Source organism: Sorangium sp. So ce381, assembly GCF_051473845.1.
Classification (GTDB): Bacteria; Myxococcota_A; Polyangia; order Polyangiales; family Polyangiaceae; genus Sorangium; species Sorangium atrum.
In genome coordinates this window covers 3095447-3115000 of sequence record NZ_CP150336.1, presented here as the reverse complement: position 1 = coordinate 3115000, position 19554 = coordinate 3095447, and the positions used below count along the sequence as shown (strand labels likewise).

Annotated in this window: 14 protein-coding genes (1 of these 14 running past the window's edge); 6 read left to right on the top strand and 8 right to left on the bottom strand. The window is 70.6% G+C overall.

Annotation, left to right across the window (positions count from 1 at the left end):
- Positions 1 to 996, top strand: the 3' portion of a protein-coding gene (locus WMF29_RS11900; protein ID WP_437328947.1) for a hypothetical protein. 24 nt of this gene lie to the left of the window's left edge; the window shows 996 of its 1020 coding nt (coding positions 25–1020); its start codon lies beyond the left edge, outside the window; it ends in the stop codon at positions 994 to 996.
- Between the two features lie 188 nt (positions 997 to 1184).
- Complete coding sequence (locus WMF29_RS11895; RefSeq protein ID WP_437328946.1) at positions 1185 to 2465, top strand: sigma 54-interacting transcriptional regulator; 1281 nt, start codon at positions 1185 to 1187, stop codon at positions 2463 to 2465.
- 54 nt (positions 2466 to 2519) lie between these two features.
- Here the strand turns inward: WMF29_RS11895 and WMF29_RS11890 are convergent, their stop codons facing one another.
- Both WMF29_RS11890 and WMF29_RS11885 read right to left on the bottom strand, forming a co-directional pair.
- Positions 2520 to 3881 (bottom strand): twin-arginine translocation signal domain-containing protein, encoded by a 1362-nt coding sequence (locus WMF29_RS11890; protein ID WP_437328945.1) that lies wholly within the window; start codon positions 3879 to 3881, stop codon positions 2520 to 2522.
- Between the two features lie 346 nt (positions 3882 to 4227).
- Positions 4228 to 4980, bottom strand: coding sequence for a DUF3455 domain-containing protein (locus tag WMF29_RS11885; RefSeq protein WP_437328944.1), 753 nt, complete (start codon positions 4978 to 4980; stop codon positions 4228 to 4230).
- Between the two features lie 494 nt (positions 4981 to 5474).
- Between WMF29_RS11885 and WMF29_RS11880 the strand changes: the two genes are divergently transcribed.
- Together WMF29_RS11880 and WMF29_RS11875 are read left to right on the top strand one after the other, a co-directional pair.
- Complete coding sequence (locus WMF29_RS11880; RefSeq protein ID WP_437328943.1) at positions 5475 to 6212, top strand: hypothetical protein; 738 nt, start codon at positions 5475 to 5477, stop codon at positions 6210 to 6212.
- 179 nt (positions 6213 to 6391) lie between these two features.
- Positions 6392 to 6985 carry an HdeD family acid-resistance protein gene (locus tag WMF29_RS11875; RefSeq protein ID WP_437328942.1) on the top strand — a complete coding sequence of 198 codons (594 nt, stop codon included), beginning with the start codon at positions 6392 to 6394 and terminating at the stop codon, positions 6983 to 6985.
- A 43-nt stretch (positions 6986 to 7028) separates the two neighbouring features.
- Here WMF29_RS11875 and WMF29_RS11870 read toward each other — a convergent pair whose 3' ends face one another.
- The 3 genes from WMF29_RS11870 to WMF29_RS11860 form a co-directional block, all read right to left on the bottom strand.
- Positions 7029 to 8159, bottom strand: a complete 1131-nt coding sequence (locus WMF29_RS11870; protein WP_437328941.1) for an alpha/beta hydrolase family protein — start codon at positions 8157 to 8159, stop codon at positions 7029 to 7031.
- A gap of 435 nt (positions 8160 to 8594) precedes the next feature.
- The gene (locus tag WMF29_RS11865; RefSeq protein WP_437328940.1) at positions 8595 to 8996 is read right to left on the bottom strand and encodes a YciI family protein; all 402 of its coding nucleotides are present in this window, start codon (positions 8994 to 8996) and stop codon (positions 8595 to 8597) included.
- Between the two features lie 159 nt (positions 8997 to 9155).
- Positions 9156 to 10070, bottom strand: a complete 915-nt coding sequence (locus WMF29_RS11860) for a helix-turn-helix domain-containing protein (protein WP_437328939.1) — start codon at positions 10068 to 10070, stop codon at positions 9156 to 9158.
- A gap of 123 nt (positions 10071 to 10193) precedes the next feature.
- Here WMF29_RS11860 and WMF29_RS11855 point away from each other — a divergent pair, with 123 nt between their 5' ends.
- Complete coding sequence (locus WMF29_RS11855; protein ID WP_272103024.1) at positions 10194 to 10802, top strand: ATP-dependent Clp protease proteolytic subunit; 609 nt, start codon at positions 10194 to 10196, stop codon at positions 10800 to 10802.
- 179 nt (positions 10803 to 10981) lie between these two features.
- Here the strand turns inward: WMF29_RS11855 and WMF29_RS11850 are convergent, their stop codons facing one another.
- Positions 10982 to 14377: a DUF7452 domain-containing protein gene (locus WMF29_RS11850; protein ID WP_437328938.1), complete on the bottom strand. Its 3396-nt coding sequence runs from the start codon at positions 14375 to 14377 to the stop codon at positions 10982 to 10984.
- An 11-nt stretch (positions 14378 to 14388) separates the two neighbouring features.
- Positions 14389 to 15840 carry a DUF1501 domain-containing protein gene (locus tag WMF29_RS11845; protein ID WP_437328937.1) on the bottom strand — a complete coding sequence of 484 codons (1452 nt, stop codon included), beginning with the start codon at positions 15838 to 15840 and terminating at the stop codon, positions 14389 to 14391.
- A gap of 780 nt (positions 15841 to 16620) precedes the next feature.
- Here WMF29_RS11845 and WMF29_RS11840 point away from each other — a divergent pair.
- Positions 16621 to 17427 carry a nuclear transport factor 2 family protein gene (locus tag WMF29_RS11840; RefSeq protein ID WP_437328936.1) on the top strand — a complete coding sequence of 269 codons (807 nt, stop codon included), beginning with the start codon at positions 16621 to 16623 and terminating at the stop codon, positions 17425 to 17427.
- A 56-nt stretch (positions 17428 to 17483) separates the two neighbouring features.
- Here the strand turns inward: WMF29_RS11840 and WMF29_RS11835 are convergent, their stop codons facing one another.
- Positions 17484 to 19505 carry a bifunctional serine/threonine-protein kinase/formylglycine-generating enzyme family protein gene (locus tag WMF29_RS11835; protein ID WP_437328935.1) on the bottom strand — a complete coding sequence of 674 codons (2022 nt, stop codon included), beginning with the start codon at positions 19503 to 19505 and terminating at the stop codon, positions 17484 to 17486.
- Between the last annotated feature and the right edge of the window lie 49 nt (positions 19506 to 19554).

Sequence of the window (19554 nt, the reverse complement as noted above, 5' to 3'; positions counted from 1 at the left end):
TCCGATACGTCGGTCACGTTCTCCCTCGCGGAGCTCGCGAAGCTCGAGGAAGCGCGCGTGCGGGAAGAGCACCTCCAGCGCGCGAAAGCGCGCGAGAAGGAAGCCCGCGAGCAGCGCGAGGAGGAGGCGCGCCGGCGCGCTGCGGAGACGACGCGGGCCGCCGCCGAGGCTGAGACGCGGGCGCGGCGCGAGCGGGAGCAGGCCGAGACAGAGGCGCGCGCGGAAGCGCGGGCGCGGGCGGAGATCGAGGTGGCACGCATCGAGGCCGAGGCGAAGGCGCGCCTCGAGGCGGATAACGCGGCGCGCGCGCACGAGCTGGCCGTCGTCCGCGCTCGCGCCGAGGGACGGCGCCGCAGCCTGGCGCACGCGCTCGCCGCTGCGCTCGGCCTCGTGGTGTGCGGGGGCGCAGCGGCGGCCTACGGGGTCGCGCGGCACGTCGCAGGCCTACAGCAGGAAGCGCAGCAGCTCCGCGATGCACATGCAGCGCTGGCAGAGGAGCGCGAGAGCGCGAGGGCGGCCGAGCTCGCGGCCCTCGACCGGCGCCACGCGGCGCTGCGAGGCCGGCCCCTCGCCCGCGACGCCGAGGAGGCACGGGCGACCGCGGAGGCGGCGCGGAACGCGCTCGATCCGCGGGCGCTGGACCACAGCCGGCTGCGGGCGTTTGGGGACGCGCTCGATGCGCTGGAGACACGGCTCGACGCGCTCGAGAAGGTCGCGGCGCTCGATCGGCGCCACGCCGACCTCGCGGCATGGGCCGCCGAACGGCGGCGGCCCGAGGCCACGGCGGCGGCCCAGGTCGCCGCGGCGCGCGCGAGGACGCCGGGCGCAGACGAGGGCGCGATCCGCGCCTACGAGAGCGCGCTCGCTCAGCTGCGGGAGGCGCTCGCTCGGCCCGCAGCGCCGGGCCCGCGACCGCAGGTGGGGGTGGGATCCCGACAGCCGGAGTGCGCGAACCCGGGAGACCCGATGTGCGGGTTCGACGGGCGGCCTCTCTGAGGCGCTGAAGCCGCGATTCGCTGTGCGCTGAAGCCGCGATTCGCTGTGCGCTGAAGCCGCGGTTCGCTGTGCGCTGAAGCCGCGATTCGCTGTGGGGAGCTGCGCTGCGCTCCGGGCGAGCGACATCACCGTCGACCCCCGGCGCGGCGCTTCCACGCTCCGGAGGTGCATGGCACCCTGCGAGGAGAATGGCCAAGGACGTGTCGAGCACCATCGAGCACCGGAGCCCGGTGCGGCCCGAGGCCGGGCGGCGGCGGCCAGCGCTGGTGTGCGCGTTCCCGCGGCCCATGGCGTTCCCGCTGCCCGACTCGGGGACCACCATCGGCCGCACCTGGCTCGCCGAGCGCGGCCTCGCCGACGAGGAGGTGTCAGGCAAACACCTGCGGATCGATCGCGCCGGCGGCGCGCTGCGCGTCGCGGACGTCGGGTCGCGCAACGGCACGTGGGTGAACGGGTCGAGGCTCGCGCCGCGCGACCTCACGCCGCTCGACGACGGGGCGGTGCTGCGGCTCGGACGGGTCCTGTTCGTCTTCCGCGAGGAGCTCCTCGGCCCGCTCGATCCGGCGCCGCCCGTGGGCGGGCTCGTCGGGCCGTACGGCCTGCGCGCCGTGGCGCAGCCCCTCGCGGGCCTGCCGCGGAGCCGCCCCGGCAACGTGCTCATCGAGGGGGAGACCGGCGTGGGCAAGGAGCTCGTCGCGCGCGCGACGGCGGCGGCGCTCGGGCGCGCGGCGCCGTTCGCGGCGGTGAACGTGGCCGGCGTCGCCCGCGGCGTGTTCGAGTCCCAGATGTTCGGCCACGTGGCGGGGGCATTCTCGGACGCGCGCAACGCCGCGCCCGGGATCGTCGTGGCCCACGACGGCGGGACGCTGTTCCTCGACGAGATCGGGGAGCTCGATCTCGATCTCCAGGCGAAGCTGCTGCGGCTCCTGGAGAACCGCGAGGTGCTGCCCGTCGGGGCGCAGCGGCCGGTCCACGTGAACGTGCTCGTCGTCGCCGCGACCCACAGGGACCTCGAGGAGATGGTGGCGCGCGGGGCGTTCCGGCACGACCTGTTCGCGCGGCTCGCGATGGCCCGCCTCCACGTGCCGGCGCTCCGCGAGCGGCGCGAGGACCTCTTCAGCGTGGCGTGCGAGCTCGCGCGGCGCGCAGGCGTCGCGCTCCCGGCCGAGGCGGTCGAGGTCGAGGCCATGGAGCGGCTGCTGCTCGATCCGTGGCCGAGCAACGTGCGCGGGCTCGACGCGGCCCTCGGGGAGATGCGCCGCCTCGATCACGAGCCCGGGCTGCGGCTGTGGGCCGTCGAGGAGGTGCTCGGGAAGGCGCCGGACCACCAGAAGACCGCGCTCACGCAGGAGCGCGTCGAGTCCGCCCTCGCGGCCGCCGGAGGCAACGTGACGTCGGCCGCGGAGCGGCTCGGCGTCTCGCGCGGTAAGCTGCTGCGCTTCCGCAAGCGCACACAACAAGGGGAGTGAGCACGGCTGGCTCCGCGTGTCAGAAATCCGGCCAGGTGAAGCGCCTCCTGTCCTTTACAGGCGGAACGCCTTCGGCGAGCCCGAGAGCTCCGCGTTGAGGTCGCCGGTGGCGTCGAGGCCATACGCGTGCAGCCGGTACTCGGTCCCGTTGCGCCACGCGTCCGGAATCCGGAACGAGAAGCCGTGATGCCCCGCCATGTTGAGGTGGGTGTTCACGTCCAGGCGCGGCAGGTCCGCGCCCGTGCCGCCGACGAACTGGATGCCGTTGATGCCCGGTCCGCTCGCATAGAAATGCACCGCCACGCTGGCCGGCGTGTCGGGGTCGGCCGCCCACCCCGAGGCCACCCCGGTCGTCGGATCGATGCTGTCGAGCCAGCCGACAGGGGTCCGCCGCAACCTCCCCGCGTTGACCCGCTGCGCATAGGCCGAGTCCCCTTCCCCGTAATACGCCGCGGCCCTGTCGCCCGGGAAGGGGTTGCCGTCGCCGTCGAGCTTCAGGTGGAAATAGCAGAATCCCCAGACGTTCCAGGGAAGGACAAGGCTGCTCTCGCCATAGTGCATGAACCCCGCCATGCGCTCTCCCTTCCGCGCCCTCGTCTCATCCGTGTGCAGGCCCACCTCGGTCATGATCCATGATTTCGTGGGCGCGTAACGGCCGTAGAGACCGTGCACCAACGGGAGATCTTGGCAATGATACCAGGACTCGTCTACCCCGTCGCGCGTCCCGTTGTACGCGTGCACGGCGACGTAATCCGCGTTGTGAAGCGGGCTGTCCGTGCCTTGCGCGTAGATCTGCAAGAACCACTCGATATCGAGGTTGACGCGCGGGGCGAGCGAGCAGGTGACGATCTTGGCTTGAGGGAACCGCTTCCGGCAACGGGCGATGGCCTCCGCGAGATAGTACCGGTTCTCCCAGATGTAGCTCTCCTTCCACGCGCGGCTCTGGCCGGCCCAGAACGCCCCTGTGCCGTCCGGATCGTTCACCGTGTTGGGCTCGTTGCCCAGCTCGATGATGAGATCCCTCTTCTTCTCCTTCGCCGCGTACCAGGGGGCGATCTCCGCCTCCACCTCGTTCGGATCGACATGGTACCTGTCGCCGGTCTTCGTCCGGACGAGGGTGATGGGCGTCAGCGAGCAGAGCTCCGAGATGGTCGCCGGGTCGTAGATCGAGCGGTCGAGCAGCCCCCACCCGGTGACCACCTTCAGCATCTGATAACCGCCGCGGCGGATGGCGTCCTTGAGGTGGCCGATCTTCGCCTCCGTGAGCGTGAGGCCGGAGACGCGCGGCGCGAACGTCACCTGCGCTCCGGCTTCATGCTCGATCCCGGTCACGACCCCCGCCACGCCGGCCGCTGTCGCCGAGATGAAGGCGCGGCGCGACAGCGCGAATGAGTTCCCCTTGTCGATCCTACGCATGACAACCCTCTCCAATCGTGTTGGTTCGAGACGACCGCGCGCATCCCTCGACAGCCGCTGGCCGAAAGCCGCCAGCGGATGGCTCGCGCGTCTCACCCGCGACCGATGCACGCGTCAGGCCAGGGGGAGATTGCGCTCCGCTGGCCGCGAAGGCGCGCCCTCGATCCCAGGCGCCGGCCGCAGGCTGTAGGCGGGGACCAACACCTGTCGGCGTGCGCCTACGATCGCCTCCGCGGCTGCGCCGCGGCAGAGATCGCGCCGCTCGGACGGAGGGGCGATGAGCAGATGCCGTTCGAGAGGATCGCAGCGAGCTCAGGGGTCGAGCGGGCTCAGAGATCGAGCGAGCTCACGGGTTCGCGTAGAAGTAGTAGGCCGCGCTGTAATCGACGCGCGCCTCGGCGCCGTCGTGCGCTTTGTCGCAGCCGTCCGCCGGCGCCTTGCCGCCCACGGTCTGAACGCGCTGAATCCACGCGACGTGGCTGAGCACGCCTTGCCCCTCGGTCGATTTGATTTCCAGGAGCAGCCAGGGGATCGCGGTGGCGTCGGGAGCATCGACCTTGGCCTTCATGGCGCCGACGACCTTGCTCCCGTCCGGCGCTTCCCACGTGGGGCCGCCGTAGTGCTTGCCCAGAGGTTTTCCTGCCTCGTCCGACAGCGTCGCGTCCGGGGCCTTGAGCGTCCATTCGAATTTCGCCTTGGGCTCCTTCTTCTTGCCGCACACGTAGATCTGTGCGCCCTTGGCGTTCGCCTTCAGTACGAGATTGGCCGTGCTCGGCGCTTTGATGGCCTCCGGTGTTTCAGGGGGCGCCAGCTTGGGGACGCTGGCAGCGGCCGCGGGCTCGGCCGCGGGCGTCGCTTGCACAGGCGCCGGTGCCGACGGCGGGGGCGCGACGGGCGCGGGAGCTTCGGCGCTCGCAAGCGGCTCGCTCGGCGGCGGGCTCGAGGGGCTCGGCGTCGACCCCGCGCAACCAAAACCAATGAAGATGAACCCGATCGCATAACGCGCATTCATGATGAATTCCTCTCTGATCGCAGCGGCACCAGGAAATCCAAGCGCGATTCGAAAGTCAATCTCCTCGTAGTCGCCGTCCCACCGCACAGCCGCTCTGGAGGGCGGCCGTCCTCCGCGCTGGCAAGCGGCTCCGACGCCAGCGGCGGACGCATGGGTGACCGGAAGGCGGGCAACCTGGGGTAAACCCGGGGGTGCGGATGGGGTCGCTCCGTCCGCTCGCGGCGCCCTCGTCTCGCGGCGCGCTCGTCAGCCAGAGTGGGCAGGTGAAGCGCATCTCGTGGGCGAAGTCGTCAATGGCGACGGGCACCATCACCGGCAGGGGTAAAATCGGCCAGGCCGGCGGCCCTGCTCGTGAGGGCCGGCGCGGGCGCGGCGCAGGCGGGGACTGACAGCCGACCGAGGTGCGGCGGAGGTGACAGGAACACGATCTCGCCGGTGGCCGCGACGCTTGACGACGGGGGGCCGGACTCGATGTAGCGCGCATGGGGCGACCATCCACCGGGCGACGTCCGCAGTTCCCTTCCACGGTGCCACGACCGGTCCGGGCGCGCGCCGGGCGCACACCGACCGAGCAGACTCCGTTGGCGGTGCGGACCTTCGGCGTCGGCGTCGACGAGGCGACGAGGGCGCACGTGCGCCAGAGCCTCGGGGCGAAGCTCGGGCGGTTCGCGCGCAGCATCGAGCGGCTCACGGTGCGCTTCACGGACGTGAACGGGCCACGGGGCGGCGTCGACGTCACGTGCGACGTGAAGGTCGTCCTGAGCGGGCACCCCAGCGTCGTCTACCAGATGCGAGGCCACGAGCCGCGCGAGACGATCGACAGAGCCGTCCCGGGGATCGTACGGGCAGTGCAGAGCGCCCTCGAGCGCGCGCCGCGCGCCGCATCACGCGCGCCGGCGCGCAGCCCGAAGCGCACGGCCCGAGCGGCGAAGCGCAGCGCCGCGGCTCCGGCGCGGCTCGGCCATCCGTCGCCCGAGGGCAGCTTCATCGGGCGGCGCGTGGGGCGCAGCGAGGAGAACCTCGAGAGCGCGCTGGAGCGGCCCGAGAAGTCGCGGCGTGACTTTCCGGTCGACACGGCCGCTCCGGGGCGGAGCGCGACCGACCGAAAGGCGGGCGGCGGCTCGACGGCGCGGCGTAACACGATGCGGAGGGCACGGAAGGCCACCGCGACGCTGGAAGACTCGGCGCAGGACCGCCCGTCGCGCAAGTCGACGCGCAAGAGCGCCAATCGCGCGAAGCAGGGATCGAAGCTCCAGCGACGCCAGGTCCAGCAGGCGACCACTCCGAGCGCCAGGGCCGCGAAGGCCACCGCCCGCTGATCCGGCGGTGCGCTCCTGGCCGCCCTCGGCCGTGACGCCTCCCACGAGCGCCAGGCACAATGTTCCCGCGGGCGCGCTGGCACGGACGATGCTCGAAGCGGACAGGGTCCCGGCCACCTCGTCCGCGCGCGGCGGGCGACGGACGGGACACGCATGCTCCACGAACCGGAGGGGTGCCCATGGTCGGTCCGCTCGGAGAGTCCCCGAAGCCGCTGCGCTTCGCGCCCGTCGACGTTGCCACCGTGCGGGAGAACCGCGGTTGGTTCCTCGCGATCGGCGTGACCTCGATGGTGCTCGGGGTGCTCGCGTTCCTCCTGCCCTTCGTCGCCCCTCGGGCCACCGCCATCGCCCTCGGCTGGTTGATCGTGCTCGCCGGCGTGGTCGAGGGCAGTCACGCCATCCAGAGCCGCGGCTGGGCCGGCGCCGGCGGGGAGTTCGTGAGCGCCCTCGTGCAGGTGGCGTTCGGGCTTCTCCTTGTGCTCTCCCCGATGACCGGCAAACTCGCGCTGATGGTGATCGCAGCGGCGTACTTCGTCGCCGAGGGCGCGCTCAAGCTCATCCGCGCCTATCAGCACCGCGGGCTGCGGGGCTCGGGGTGGCTCGTGTTCGACGCCGTCCTGTCGCTGGCGCTCGGGATTCTGATCCTCACGGGCGGCGTCACCACCGCCGTGAGGGTGCTCGGCTTGCTCGTCGGAATCAGCCTCCTGACGGGCGGCATGTCGATGATCCTGATCGCGCTGGGCGCCGCTCGCGTGCTCCACACGCGAGCGTGACGGCGACGGGGATCATCGGACGCCGGCTCGAGGGCGATCCCCTCTAGGGCAGATTGGCAGAGGAGATGTTCCAGGTCCTGTCGTTGCAGAAGCGGCAGTTCGCGCCGACGAGCATGCCCTTGCCGGTGGCCGATTCGTCGCCCTTGAGCCACCAGTTGAGCCACGCCAGGCTGACCTGAGTGAACTCGCCGCCGTTCCGGGCCCACAGATCGCCCCCGTGGTCCGCGCCGACCTTGGCGAACATCATGACCGGGATATCCCCCTGGGCGGCGATGTTCTCGAAGTCTCTCGCGCCGTTCTCGTTCGCGCCCAGGCTATCCGCGGTGCCGGTGACGATCAATACGGGGGTGTGAATCGAGTTGTAGAAGGCCTGATTCACCGAGAAAGAGCCGCTGCTCGTGTGTCCCCAGGTCGTCATTCTGGGATCTGCGGCGGTCCCCGCCGCCATCAAGCCGCCGCAGGAGAAGCCGTTCGCGGCGACCTTCTTGGTGTCGATCCTCTGGTAGTAGGCGCTGCAAGGCTTGTCGTTCTCGGCGATCACCCAGTCGACGTAGGCGAGCAGCACGTCGCCTCCGCCCCCGAGCTCGCGGTTGGGCTCCTTGCCCCCCGGTGTCCCGTCCGCCACCACGAAGTAGCCATGCGAGGCAATCTGGGCCATGGCCGCTTCCGTCGCGAGCCCGTCTCGCGAACATGCGCCCTCCCCCCAGACGTAGATCGGATACTTGGCGTTCCCGTCGAGATCCGCCGGACGAAAGATGGTGCCCTGGTTGATGCCCGGGTCTGAATTCGTCTCGACGACGACCTGATGAGGGCCGCTCCCCGACACGTTTCGACCAGCCGGTTTTGACGCGGTGCACGTGCCGGTAAAGGCGCCGCCGCTGCCGTCGCCCGAGCCTCCGTTCCCGCCCGCCATGTCCCCGCCGCCCGCAGGCGCGCCGCCCGAGCCGGAGGGCTCAGCCCCTCCGGCCGTGCTTTGTGAGCTGCTCGGGCCCGTGGGCAGAGGCCCTCCGGTGGAGCTCGCCTGCTCGCCGCCGGAGCCGCTCACGCTCCCTCCCGTGCCCGCCGTGGCTCCGCCGCTCCCACCAGGGTTGCCGTCGTCATTTGAACCGCTGCAGGCGCCGACGATCATGCCCAGCGCGGCGCAGGTGAAAGCCCAACTCAATTTGTTTTTCATAGCGACACCGTATTGGCTCGAACGACGGGGCACACGGTCACGGTCGTCAGGCGCCTCACGGACCCTGGCGGCACACCATCGATCGACGAAGCAAAAGGATACCCCTCCACGCAAGTGTGAGCATTCACATTCTCGATGTCAATTCCAATCGACCTGCCTTCGACTGTCGTCGATCTCTGTTGACATCCACAAAGGCGCTTGGACGTCCCGCTCAAGGCTCGCGGCCAGCGCTGAGCCACCGCAGCTTGTCGGGATTGGCCACCGCCCGGATGGCGCGCACCACGCCGCCGTCGATCTCGAGCGAGCAGGTCGACCAGCCCGCGCAGGTCGCCCGAGCCCACGCTGCGGGCGAAGCGCGCGATCAGCTCGCGGTGGGCCTCGGGGGTGGGCGGAAACCGTGGCCGCTGCCGTTCGAGGTGCTCGCGGCACGTGAGCTTACAGGAGCTCTTTGGGGAGCTCGCTCCCGCTCATCACCTGCCGCACCTCGATGGCCATGTTGAGCGGCTCGCCGCCGGGCCCGGGCGCGGCGGACGCCTGCGCGGCGAGCTCGTAGGCGCGCTCGGGGCTCGCGACGTCCACCATCCAGAAGCCCGCGAGGAACTCCTTGGCCTCGGGAAACACGCCGTCGGTGATGGGCCTGCCGTCCTTGCCGGCGCGCACGAGCCTGGCCTGGTCGGGCGCGGTCAGCGCTTCGATCCCCACGAGCTCGCCCGACTCGCGGAGCTTCTGGTTGAAGCTGTTCAGGAACGCGAGGTGCGCCTCCAGGTCCTTCTGCGGCCAGCTCATCAACGCGTAGGGCTCTCTGGTCGGCACGTGCATCATCAGGACGTATTTCATCGTCAGCTCCCTTTCAGCGGGCGCGCCCCGCGTCGGGCGCGCGTTCACAGAGGAGTCGGAGCCCAGGCGGCGTTCTCGACATCGCGGAGGACGATACTCCTCAAAGGAGTAGTTCACGCGCAATCAAGGGCGCCCAGCCCAGGGAGCCGTCGTCTTGGCTCACGCCGCCGCGCGGACCGGCGGCAGGCGGAACGCGGCGCCCTCGGAGCGGCTGCGCCGGCGGAACGCGCCCGGCGCCTCGCCCGTGTGCCGCTTGAACGCGCGGCTGAACGCGAACTCCGAGTCGTACCCGACCTCGGCCGCCACGGCGGCCACGGAGCCGTCGCCCTCGGCGAGCAGCTCGGCCGCCCGCTGCATGCGGAGCTCGGCGAGGTAGCGGAGCGGCGGGACCCCCAGCTCGGCGAGGAACCGCCGCGCCAGCGCGGCGCGGGAGAGGCCCGCCGCCTTCGCGAGCGCCTCGACCCCCCAGCGCTCGGCCGGCCTCTCCTGCATGAGACGGAGCACGCGCGCGACGCGACGGTCGAAGGCGCGCGCGCCGCGCCGGTCGAGCGCGCGCGACGCGCGACCTTCGCGCGCATGCTCGTGGCAGTGCAGCGCGTAGGCGAGCAGCGGCTCGAGGAGCGAGCGCGCCAGCTGGGCCTGCCCGGGGGAAGCATCCGCGAGCGCGGCGCGCAGCAGGCCCACGACCGCGGAGAGCCCCGGCGCGCGCCGCACCTCGCCGGCAGGCAGGTGGACAACGGGCGCGAGCGAGGCGAGCGTCTCGCGGGGCGCGGCGGCGTAGGTCGCCGAGATCAGCTCCGCCTCGGCGGGAGCGCGCCCGGGCGGCGGCGCGACGCAGCGGAGGCTCTGCTCGCGGGGCCCCGCGCCGCGCGGGCCGAACCCGAGGAGCACGACGTCGCCGGCGTCGAGCTCCAGCGCGCACACGCCGTCCTGCGAGAGGCGAAAGGCGCCCTGAACGACGACGTGGAGGCTCGGCGGATCGCCCGCGCTCGCGCGCCAGGGCGCGCCGGGATGGCCGTGATGCCGGGAGACCACCACGCCGCGGGGAAGCAGCCGCTCCATCTCGTCCGCCATGCCCCATGGTTGCCCGCGCCGAGGCCGCTCGTCCAGCGCTCGCTCGCGGATCGAGACGCGCGAGCATGACTCCGCGCCTCGCGGTCATGGCGCGCGGGCGAGGGCCGCCGGAAGCTCGGGGCCATGACGCGCCTCGATTCCACGCCGAACGATCCCACGCCGAACGACGAGCCGCACCCCCGCGCGCTGTCCGAGAAGGTCCAGAGCAGCCTGCTGAGGAGCCGGACCGTCCTGATCTTCGGGGAGATCACCAGCGAGCTGGCGCAGGCGACCACCGCGCAGCTCCTCGCCCTCGCGAGCGACGATGGCGAGAAGCCGATCCGGATCCTGATCCACTCGCCGGGCGGGCACGTGGAGTCGGGGGACACGATCCACGACGTGATTCGCTTCATCCGGCCCGAGGTCAAGGTGATCGGCACCGGGTGGGTCGCCAGCGCGGGCGCGCTGATCTTCGTCGCCGCGCGGCGGGAGAACCGGTTCGCGCTCCCGAACACGCGCTTCCTCCTGCACCAGCCGCTCGGCGGCGTGCGCGGCCCTGCGTCGGACATCGAGATCGAGGCGGCCCAGATCATGGCCGCGCGCGACCGGCTCAACCGCATCTTCGCGGAGGCGACGGGGCAGGCGCCCGCGAAGATCGCGCAGGAGACCGAGCGCAACCTGTGGATGACGGCGCGCGAGGCCCAGGAGTACGGCCTCGTGCATCGCATCGTCGAGAGCGCGCTGGAGGTCTGAGCGCGCCGCGGCGGCCCCTCCGGCTCACCGCTGGCAGCCGCCGGGCGCAGGCGCCCTGAGCAGCTCGACCGCGGAAGGCGCCGGGCTGTGTAGGGCATCGACTCGGCCTGCTGCAGGGCGCATGGAGGTGCCCTGCAGCAGGCCCTCTTCGCCGCGGAAAGGACCTACGGGAAAGGCCGTCAGTAGCCGCGGTGCACGTGGAAGACCAGGTTGTTCGCGACGGTGGTGCCGTCGCGGTTGATGATCGTCCACTTCTGGAGCGTCGTGTCGTAGCGCAGCGCGCTCCGCTTCGTGTGCAGGGTGCCCGTGCCGCTGAAGCCGTGCGTGAAGAAGAGGCGGGCGTCGGCCACACCGTTGATGTTCGGCTCGTCGATGACGAGGGCGTTACCGACCCGTGTCGCCGGGCTCGATGTCACCTTGAAGTCGCCGCCCAGCTTGACCGCGAACAACGCTCCGGGCGGGAGCGTGCCCAGGTCCTCGTTGTAGACGGTCCACTTCTGCACGCTCGTGTCATACCAGACACCCACAGGATGGTTGTTGTAGACGCCGGGTGCTCCCGGCAGGTTCCAGATGCGGCTCACCTGCACGGCGATGGACGAGCGCCCGTTGAGCGCTGGATGATCGATGGTCGAGATCGAGCCCGCGGGTTTGTTGGCAACCGTGACCTCATGGATGAAGACGCTGCCGCTGGGCGGCATCGCGCGGACCGAGAAGCGCACGCCCAGCGGCATCGCGGCGAGGTCCTCGTTGTAGACGGCCCACCGCTGCAACGCTGTGTCGTACCAGACGCCCACGTGGTGGTCGTTGCTGACGGCGCCGGCGACGGGCGACACGAGGAGGATGAGATCCGGCTTCCCGTTGAGCGCCGGATGATCGATGTGGCTCATGCTACCCGTCGTGGACGTCACGTCGTGGAACAACGAGACGGACCCCGCCTCCTCGTTTCGCGCCGCTTGGCGCATCGCCTCCTTGATGGTGCTCGCCGTGTTCATGTCGACGGTGGTCGGCGTCATCTCCGTGGGATCGGGCAGGCCGTTCGGACCGGTGGCCATGAACAGATAGGTCTGCGCGCTCTGATTGGCGGGCATGCCTCCCGTGGGGTTCTCGAATACCTGCCCATTGGGCGCCACGACCTTGAATCTATCTCCCGCCCACAGCTCCAGGCTGTCGCCGAGCTGGAGCACCATGCCCGGCGCAGCCGGCGTGCTCTGCCCCGCGTGGACGAGCCGCGCCTGTCCGCTCACTTGCACGATGGTCGCCCCCTCGGCCCAGGCCAGGAAGACGCCGCCGCGCGCCGGCGTCATCGGCATCGGCAGGTCGGTCACCACGCGCGGATCCACCGGCGGCGGGAGCGTCGTGAACCAGTCCGAGTCGAACGAGCAGCCGAGGCAGGGCCACGGCCGCGGCAGATCGGGCAGGACCGCTTCTCGGTAGACGCACCCCCCGGAGGGGCAGATCTTCGACCAGTCGATGTTCTGAGGGAACGACTCGTCCGCGCAGTTGACCGAGATACCATCGAACGCCGTCTGCGGATCGACCCAGCTCTGGCAGGCAGCGGAGGGCGTGTCAGCGGCGAGCGTGCCGTCGTTCTTCATGTCACCCACTTGGAGCTGCGGGGGCGAATCGAAGTCGGTCTCGGAGACCCCGACGCCGTGGGGGACGCCCTCCAGCATGAACTGCGGCGTCTTGACGAACACCTCGCAGAGATCTCTCAGGGCGGCATTCCCCAGCGCCGCCGTGGTGTACGCGCTCGCAAACGTCGCGGTCATCGATTTCCCGAGGAACGTGCTGAGGGCCGTCGCCTCGCCGGAACCGGCCGAGAGGCCGCGCCCGAGGAGGCGGAAGCGCAGCGCCTCCACGGCGCCGCGCACGGTGACCCCTCCGGTCATGGCGCGGTCGGTGAGCGCGTCGATCCAGTCGCGTGAGATCGCCGCCGGTCGATCGCAGCGGCCCGCGGAGGCCTCCCACCCGAGCATGGAGTACTGCGATGACGTCGGGTTCGCCGTGCTCAGGCGCGAGAGATGAAGACCCATCGCCTCCGCCTGGGAGGGCGTCGGGTACGTGGTCGATTGGGGGAAGTGAGTGACCCAGCGCTTGCCGCCGACCTTCCAGTCGAGCGCCGACGCCTTCATGCGGAAGAGCAGATCCGCGGAGCGTCGATGAACGGCGTCACCCACGTAGTCCTGGGCCGGCGTATCGATGAACGGCTCGAAGACCTTGGGCATCGTCGCCGAGGATTCAGGCAAGCGGTTGAAGTAGGGCGACGTGACGATCTCGGTGAGCAACCCCTTGAGCGACCAGCCCCGCCCGACGACGTGGTTCTCGGCGAGGTTCCAGAGCAGTTTGTGCTCGTGCGTGTTGCGGGAGGTGAAGTTCGAGATGGTCAGCGGAGCGCCGAAGAACTCCCGCCAGACGTCGTTGGCGAAGGCGGCCGCGAGCCAGAAAGCGCCGAGCGTCCGGCCTTGATTCGCATGGTTCGCCCCCGTGTCGAGATCACCGGAGTCGTACGATTTACGCAGCGCGAGGAACCCCTCCTTCAGCCGATCATCGAGCGCCCACACCGTCGTGCTGCTCGCGTCGGGGAGCAGGAGGCCGGTCCCGCCCGCTGTCTGGGTCGACGTGTCGTTCGAGAAGGTGCCGCAGCTCGCCCCGTCCCAGCCGGCGAAGGGGACGTTCGTCCCCTGGGACCGACGGAAGGACCCTACCCAGTCGGCGTCCGTCGGTGCCGGGAACGAAACGGCGGTTGCCCATGCCGAGATGCCCGAGAAGACGCGCCCCTCCTGCCCCTTCGCCCAGTCGTAACCGGGAGTGAAGAGGGACGCCGACGACGACGACACCGAGCTGAAGTGCGTGCGATGGCACTTCAGGCATTCCATCGATTTGTTCGCATAGACCTGCGTGAAATGATCCGCGATCTGGCGCTGCTTTTCGTGCGTCTTTGCATCATCGGATCCATACTGGCGTACCAGCGCGAAGACGAACCCGCGGTAGGCCGGAAAGACGTTGTCCATGAGGAGCGACCCGCGCACGACGTCGGCCATGTTGTACGTGCCCGGGGACGCCGGAACAGGGGGCTCCGCCACGGCCTCCGACAGGGAGAGGGCGTTCCCGAGGCGCCGCGTGTAGAGGACGACCTTCGCCGCCCTGATCTTGTCGTTATCGCTCGACAGCAGCGGCTGGGAGAAGCAGTCTGACTGGCTGCGCGCGCCCTCCCGATCCACGCGCATGCGGTCGAGCAGCACGCCGGTCCAGCGATCGACGAAGGCCGGATGGCTCATGAGCGCCTCGGCCATGCGGGCCCGGCCGACGCGCGCGGTCATGACGGTGAGGAACTTGAGCTCGCCGAAGCTGCGCACAGGCCTGCCGAGCAGCGCCGGTACGACCTGCTCGACCCAGGCCGCGTCGCCCGCGTCCACTCCACCGGGGGACGTGGGCTCCGGCGCGAGCGCCGCTTGGCTCACGCCGGGAGGGGCTTCTTGCGGCTGCGGCTCGGTCGTGCTGCAGCCCGCCAGCAAACCACCGGCGAGCAGCACGGCGAGCGCTCCCCGCGCCGACTCCAACCTCTTGGGTTTCATACGATCTCCTCTCACGCCTGGAAGAACGGCTGCTCGTAGGACGACGGCATCCCCGGCGGCAGCTCCTGGAACGCAAAGTTGTCCGTGCCGTGCGGATCGATGCCGGCCGCGGTCAGGGCCACGCACGCGAGGTTGGCCGGCGTGTACCTGCCGGCCGGAGGACCAGCCGTCCAGTCCATGGTGCCGATCAGCTTCGGCTCCCCCGAGGCCGTAGGCTGGATGGGACCACCGATGAGCACGACCACGTAGCCTCGACCGTAGTGGTCGCGGCCCGTGCCTCCGATTCCTTGCGGGTCCGGGTCCGGGGTGCGGCCGAACTCCGTGTTGAGGATGATCAGCGTGTCGTCGACGCTGATGCGGTTCGCCTGCGGCGTGGCCGTGCTCGTCACCCGAGACAGCTCCTTGAGCAGCAGAAACAAGTTGCCGAACGTCACGCCGGCGGTATGCCCGTGGCCGTCGTACGCGGCTCCGGTGTCTTTTCCGATGCCGACATCGACCATGCCCACGTAACGCGTGCCCTTCGTGTTGAAGAGCCACGCCGCCATATCGAGGCATGCCGCCGTGGTGTTGAGCGGCGTTCCAGGGGCGACCACGTTCGTCGAGCAATGCGCGAGCGACGCGCCCTCGCCGCGGAGGCTCGAGTTGAATACGCTCGTGAGGCTCGGGCTCCCGGACAGGCTGTCGAGCGCGGCCCTGTAAGCGCCGTACCCGCGAGATCGAGATCCGTCGAGGTTGGTCTCATAGAGGTCGGCGTAGTAGCTCGTCAGCGCATCGGCTCCCGCGTTGACGCCGGTCCGCGAGGCCCAGTCGGCCATCTCGCTCACGCCGGAGCTCATGGGGACGAGCACGGGCCGCGCCGCGGAGCCGTGCGCGCCGACCGAGAGCCACGCGGAGAACGCCTTGTCGTCTCCGCCGAAGAAGCGCCCGCTGTCGGGCATCAGGACGTAGGACGTGTGCTGTTCCGGGTGGCGGCGCTTGATCGCGGCCCCGAGGCTCGCCGCGCGCGCATCGCCCAGAGGACGTCCCGTGAGCGCGAGCGGGATCGCCACAGGATGCGCGGAGAACTCGTGCGTCATCGTGACGACGCGCGTACGGGCCAGGAGGTCGGGCCGGCTCCACAGGGGGGACGTCGCGACACTCCATTTCATCCCCCCGAACGTCTGCACGGTCGCTCCAGTTTGGGTACTTCCGCAGTGCGTCAGCAGCGCCGTCGAATTGAATGCGCTGAGGAGGTTGGCTTTGAACAGGGAATCTCGCAGATCGACATGGAACGACTCCCACGCGGAGAGCCCCCCGTAGAGGAAGATCTCGAGGATCTTCTTCGGCCCACCCCAGGTGGCCACGCTCGGATACGGGGCCCAGGACTCCCCCACTGGGCCATCTGCCCAGACGGGCCGGCCAGGCAACGCCGCTGCGGCGGCGAGCGCGCCGGCGCCCGTCAACAGTTTTCGTCGAGAAATCATGCTCTTCACCTGCATCTCAACACGGCACTGAAAGAAGCGCCGCGCCCGGCCGTGATCGCGATCGACGCGCCGGGCTGCGCAGCGGACAACACGCTCGCGGAATTGCGAGCGAAGCGAGGTCCATGGCAAGTTCCATTCCTGGTGGGTGAGCTCGGGACGCGGGGTGGCGATCGCTCAACGAGGGCGCGCGAGCGTGGCTCGTGCTTCGACGACGCTGCGGACACGAGCGCACGTGCGCACGCGCACAACGGACGAGAGAGGAAGACGGGAGGCGGAGGCGGGACGATAGCCCGCGCAAAGCCATTCCGACCCAGAATTTTCCGCCGACAACCGGCAGTCGACACAACGTACAGAAAGTACGGATCCGCCTATAAAAACGAACAGATTCAACGAGCTCACTCGGCTGTGGATGATTGCCTGCACCGCGCCGAGACCATCTCCTTGTCGCTGGTGATGGGTCCTCGAGCGACCGCCTCGCCCGGCGCCCGGCGCTCGCTCCGCCGCACGAGGCGCTCAGTCATGCCCGAGCGTGACATGTCACGGATCGAGCGTGACATGTCACGGATCGAGCGTGACATGTCACGGATCGAGCGTGCCCCCATGGGTACGAGCGGAGCCCTGGTTCGCGCGCCGCGGATTGCCTACCGGCGCGCGGTGCGATACACGGTACATGTGCACTTCGCTCCTTGGCTCGGACTGGCGGCAATCTGCTTCTTCGTGGCGTGCTCCGGGGAGCGGGACGACCCTCCGGACGGACGCGGCGGCGCCGCCGGTGACACGATGACAGCGGGGAGCGGCGGCGCGGGCGGCGGCAGCCCGGCGGGCGTCGGCGGGGGCGGTGCAGGGGGAAGCGGCTGTGATCCGGAGCTCGCGCGCGCGAACAAGGCCCTCGTCGGGCAGGCCCTCGACGAGCTGCTCGTCGGCAAGGATGTCACGGCGGTCGATCGCACCTGGGCCGACCCGTACCTCCGGCACCATCCGGGGGCGCCGAGCGACCTCGCGGCGTTCAGGACACTGATGAGCTATGAAGTCGCGTCGCTGGGGTTCGGCTACGAGCGCCTGCGCACGCTGGCCGAGTGCGACCTGGTGGTCGTGCATGGCCGCTACTCGGACGCCGGCGTGATCTTCGACATGTACCGCGTCAAAGACGATAAGATCGTGGAGCACTGGGACTCCAACACGGCCGAGGCTTCGGATGCCGCCGGCCCGACGGAGATCGAGGACGAGGCGCCCACGGCGCAGAACCGCGCGCTCGCGCTGAGCTTCATCGACGCCGTGCTCGTCGACGGGGAGCACGCGCGCGTCTCGGAGTTCCTCGACGCGAGCTACGTCGAGCACCGCTATGCCACGGCGACCGGCCCCGCCGCGCTCATCGAGTACGTGGAGAGGGACTACCTCACCTACTACAAGGTGCATCACGTCGTCGCCGATGGAAACTTCGTATTCACCCTCTCCGAAGTGTCGCGCGGCGGAGGCGCCTACGGTGTATATGACCTGTTCCGCGTCGACGATGGCGCCATCGTCGAGCACTGGGACTCACGGCGCATCGTGCCCGCCTCGACCGACAGCGAACTCCCGATCTTCTAGTGTCCCGTCCCTGAAGAGCGCGAAATGACTTGGTTCGCGCTCTTCAGGGACGGGGCCTAAGGGTCCTTGGCGCAGCGGAAGCCGATGCTCCAGCCGCGCGCCGTGGAAGCGCTCGGGCGGCGGTGGGCGGAGCGCACGTACTGGCTCTCGACCGTGTCCCACCCGCCGCCGCGGAGCACACGGCGGGAGTCGTCGCAATCGTCCCTGTCGTAGGGGCAATAATGGCTCTCGGTCCACTCCCAGACGTTGCCGGCCAGGTCCAGGGCGCCGGCAGGCGATCTCCCGGCCGGCGATCGCCCGACGGGGGCGGTCGCCGGGGCCGCGTCGCCGTCGTTGTACATGCGAGGCCACGGCCCCTTCCCCACCTTCTCGAGCCGCTCCGTCAGCATCCGGCTGCACTCGGGCCCGCAGGCGTTGAGGCGTTCGCCCGAGGGAGGCGCGTGGCCCCAGGGGTAGGTCCATGCGTCCTTGCCGCGCGCCGCGAGCTCCCACTCGGCCTCCGTGGGCAGCCGCGTGCCGGAGGCGGCGCAATACGCCTTCGCCTGGTACCAGTCGACGCAGTTGATGGGGTGGTCCAGCGCCTCGGGGCCGTTGCAGAACTGGCTCCAGAAGGAGCGGCCGTTGGGCGTGAGCCCCTCCGACTCGACGGTTCGCCGCGGGCGCTCGCAGGCCTTGCAGTCCGAGTAGGCCTTCACCGTCACCTCGGTGACGTCGAGGCAGAACGGCCTCACGGTCACGCCGTGCCGCGGCGTCTCGTCGCTGGGCGTCTCCGCGTCCGCGTCGGAGCCCATCTGGAACTCGGCGCCTTCGATGAGCACCATGCCGTCCGGGCAGCCGCCCGAGCCGGCCGACGGCTCGCGCAGGAACAGGAAGAGGACCACCCCCGCGCCCGCAGCGCACGCGGCGGCGGCGAGCGGCGCGGCCCGCCGGAGGCGCGTGGCGCGCGCGCCCGAGGGGCCCCGCGCCGCGGGCCGCTCCGCGGCGCGCTGGTGGAGCACGGTGTGGCCAGCCCCGGAGTCAGGGGCAGGGCTCGCCGGCCCAGGATCGCCCGCGAGCACGCCTGAGCTCGCGAGCCCGCCTGAGGTGACAGGCTCTCTCGCGAGCTCGTCGGCATCGTCAGCCGCGCCCGGAAGAGCGACCGGCGCGGCCACGGTCGTCGCGAACGCGGCCGGGTGATGGCGGCCACCGGGCGCGTCGACCTCCGCGGTCCGGGCCTCCAGGCCCGGAAACGCATCGACCATCTCGCGCGCCGACTGGAATCGGCAGGTCGGATCGACGGAGAGCGCCTTGGAGAACCAGTCGTCGATCGGCGCCGGCAGGCCTGGCCTCTGCTCGCTGGCGGGGCGGAACCTCCCCTTCAGGACGGCCGCGCCGACGGCGACGAACGAGCTGCCCTGGAACGGCAGCGCGCCGGTCAACGCCTCGTAGAGGATGACGCCGAGCGACCAGAGATCGGAGCGGAGATCGACGTCCTTGCTCCCCTCGAGCTGCTCGGGGCTCATGTACGGCGCCGATCCGATCACCATCCCGGTCTCGGTGAGCGCGGGGTTCGCCGCCGGCACCGCCGCGTCGCCGGCGACCTTCGCGACGCCGAAGTCGAGCACCTTGACGAAGAGCGGGTATCCCTGGCCCCCCTCCGTGATGAAGACGTTGTGGGGCTTGATGTCGCGGTGCACGATGCCGAGCTCGTGGGCGCTCTCGAGCGCGCTCCCCACCTGCCGCACGAGCGACCTCGCGGTGGCGAAGCTGAGGCGGCCGCCGCGCTCGAGGAGCTCGGCCAGCGAGAACCCGCGCAGGAGCTCCATCACGAGGTACGGCACGGCGCCGTCGACGACGCCGTAGTCCATGACCTGCACCACGTGCGGGTGCGCGATCCGCGCCGTGGCCCTGGCCTCGCGCTGGAAGCGCGCGACGAGGGCAGGACGCTCCGCCGCCCGCTCGGGGCGGATGAACTTCACCGCGACGTCGGTGTCGAGGGCGAGGTGCCGAGCCGCCCACACGACCCCCATCCCGCCCTGCCCGAGGGGCCGCAACAGGTGCAGCTTGTCCGCGATGACGAGGTCGGGTCGGAGCTCCACGAGGACCAGGCGATGGTACCACCGGCGCGCCGGCGGCTGCACCGCGGCC

Excerpts from the sequence above, each read along its gene's own strand:
- WMF29_RS11895 (WP_437328946.1), top strand. The coding sequence starts at position 1,185 with ATGGCCAAGGACGTGTCGAGCACCATCGAGCACCGGAGCCCGGTGCGG.
- WMF29_RS11890 (WP_437328945.1), bottom strand. The coding sequence starts at position 3,881 with ATGCGTAGGATCGACAAGGGGAACTCATTCGCGCTGTCGCGCCGCGCC.
- WMF29_RS11875 (WP_437328942.1), top strand. The coding sequence starts at position 6,392 with ATGGTCGGTCCGCTCGGAGAGTCCCCGAAGCCGCTGCGCTTCGCGCCC.
- WMF29_RS11870 (WP_437328941.1), bottom strand. The coding sequence starts at position 8,159 with ATGAAAAACAAATTGAGTTGGGCTTTCACCTGCGCCGCGCTGGGCATG.
- WMF29_RS11865 (WP_437328940.1), bottom strand. The coding sequence starts at position 8,996 with ATGAAATACGTCCTGATGATGCACGTGCCGACCAGAGAGCCCTACGCG.
- WMF29_RS11860 (WP_437328939.1), bottom strand. The coding sequence starts at position 10,070 with ATGGCGGACGAGATGGAGCGGCTGCTTCCCCGCGGCGTGGTGGTCTCC.
- WMF29_RS11855 (WP_272103024.1), top strand. The coding sequence starts at position 10,194 with ATGACGCGCCTCGATTCCACGCCGAACGATCCCACGCCGAACGACGAG.
- WMF29_RS11850 (WP_437328938.1), bottom strand. The coding sequence starts at position 14,377 with ATGAAACCCAAGAGGTTGGAGTCGGCGCGGGGAGCGCTCGCCGTGCTG.
- WMF29_RS11845 (WP_437328937.1), bottom strand. The coding sequence starts at position 15,840 with ATGATTTCTCGACGAAAACTGTTGACGGGCGCCGGCGCGCTCGCCGCC.
- WMF29_RS11840 (WP_437328936.1), top strand. The coding sequence starts at position 16,621 with ATGACAGCGGGGAGCGGCGGCGCGGGCGGCGGCAGCCCGGCGGGCGTC.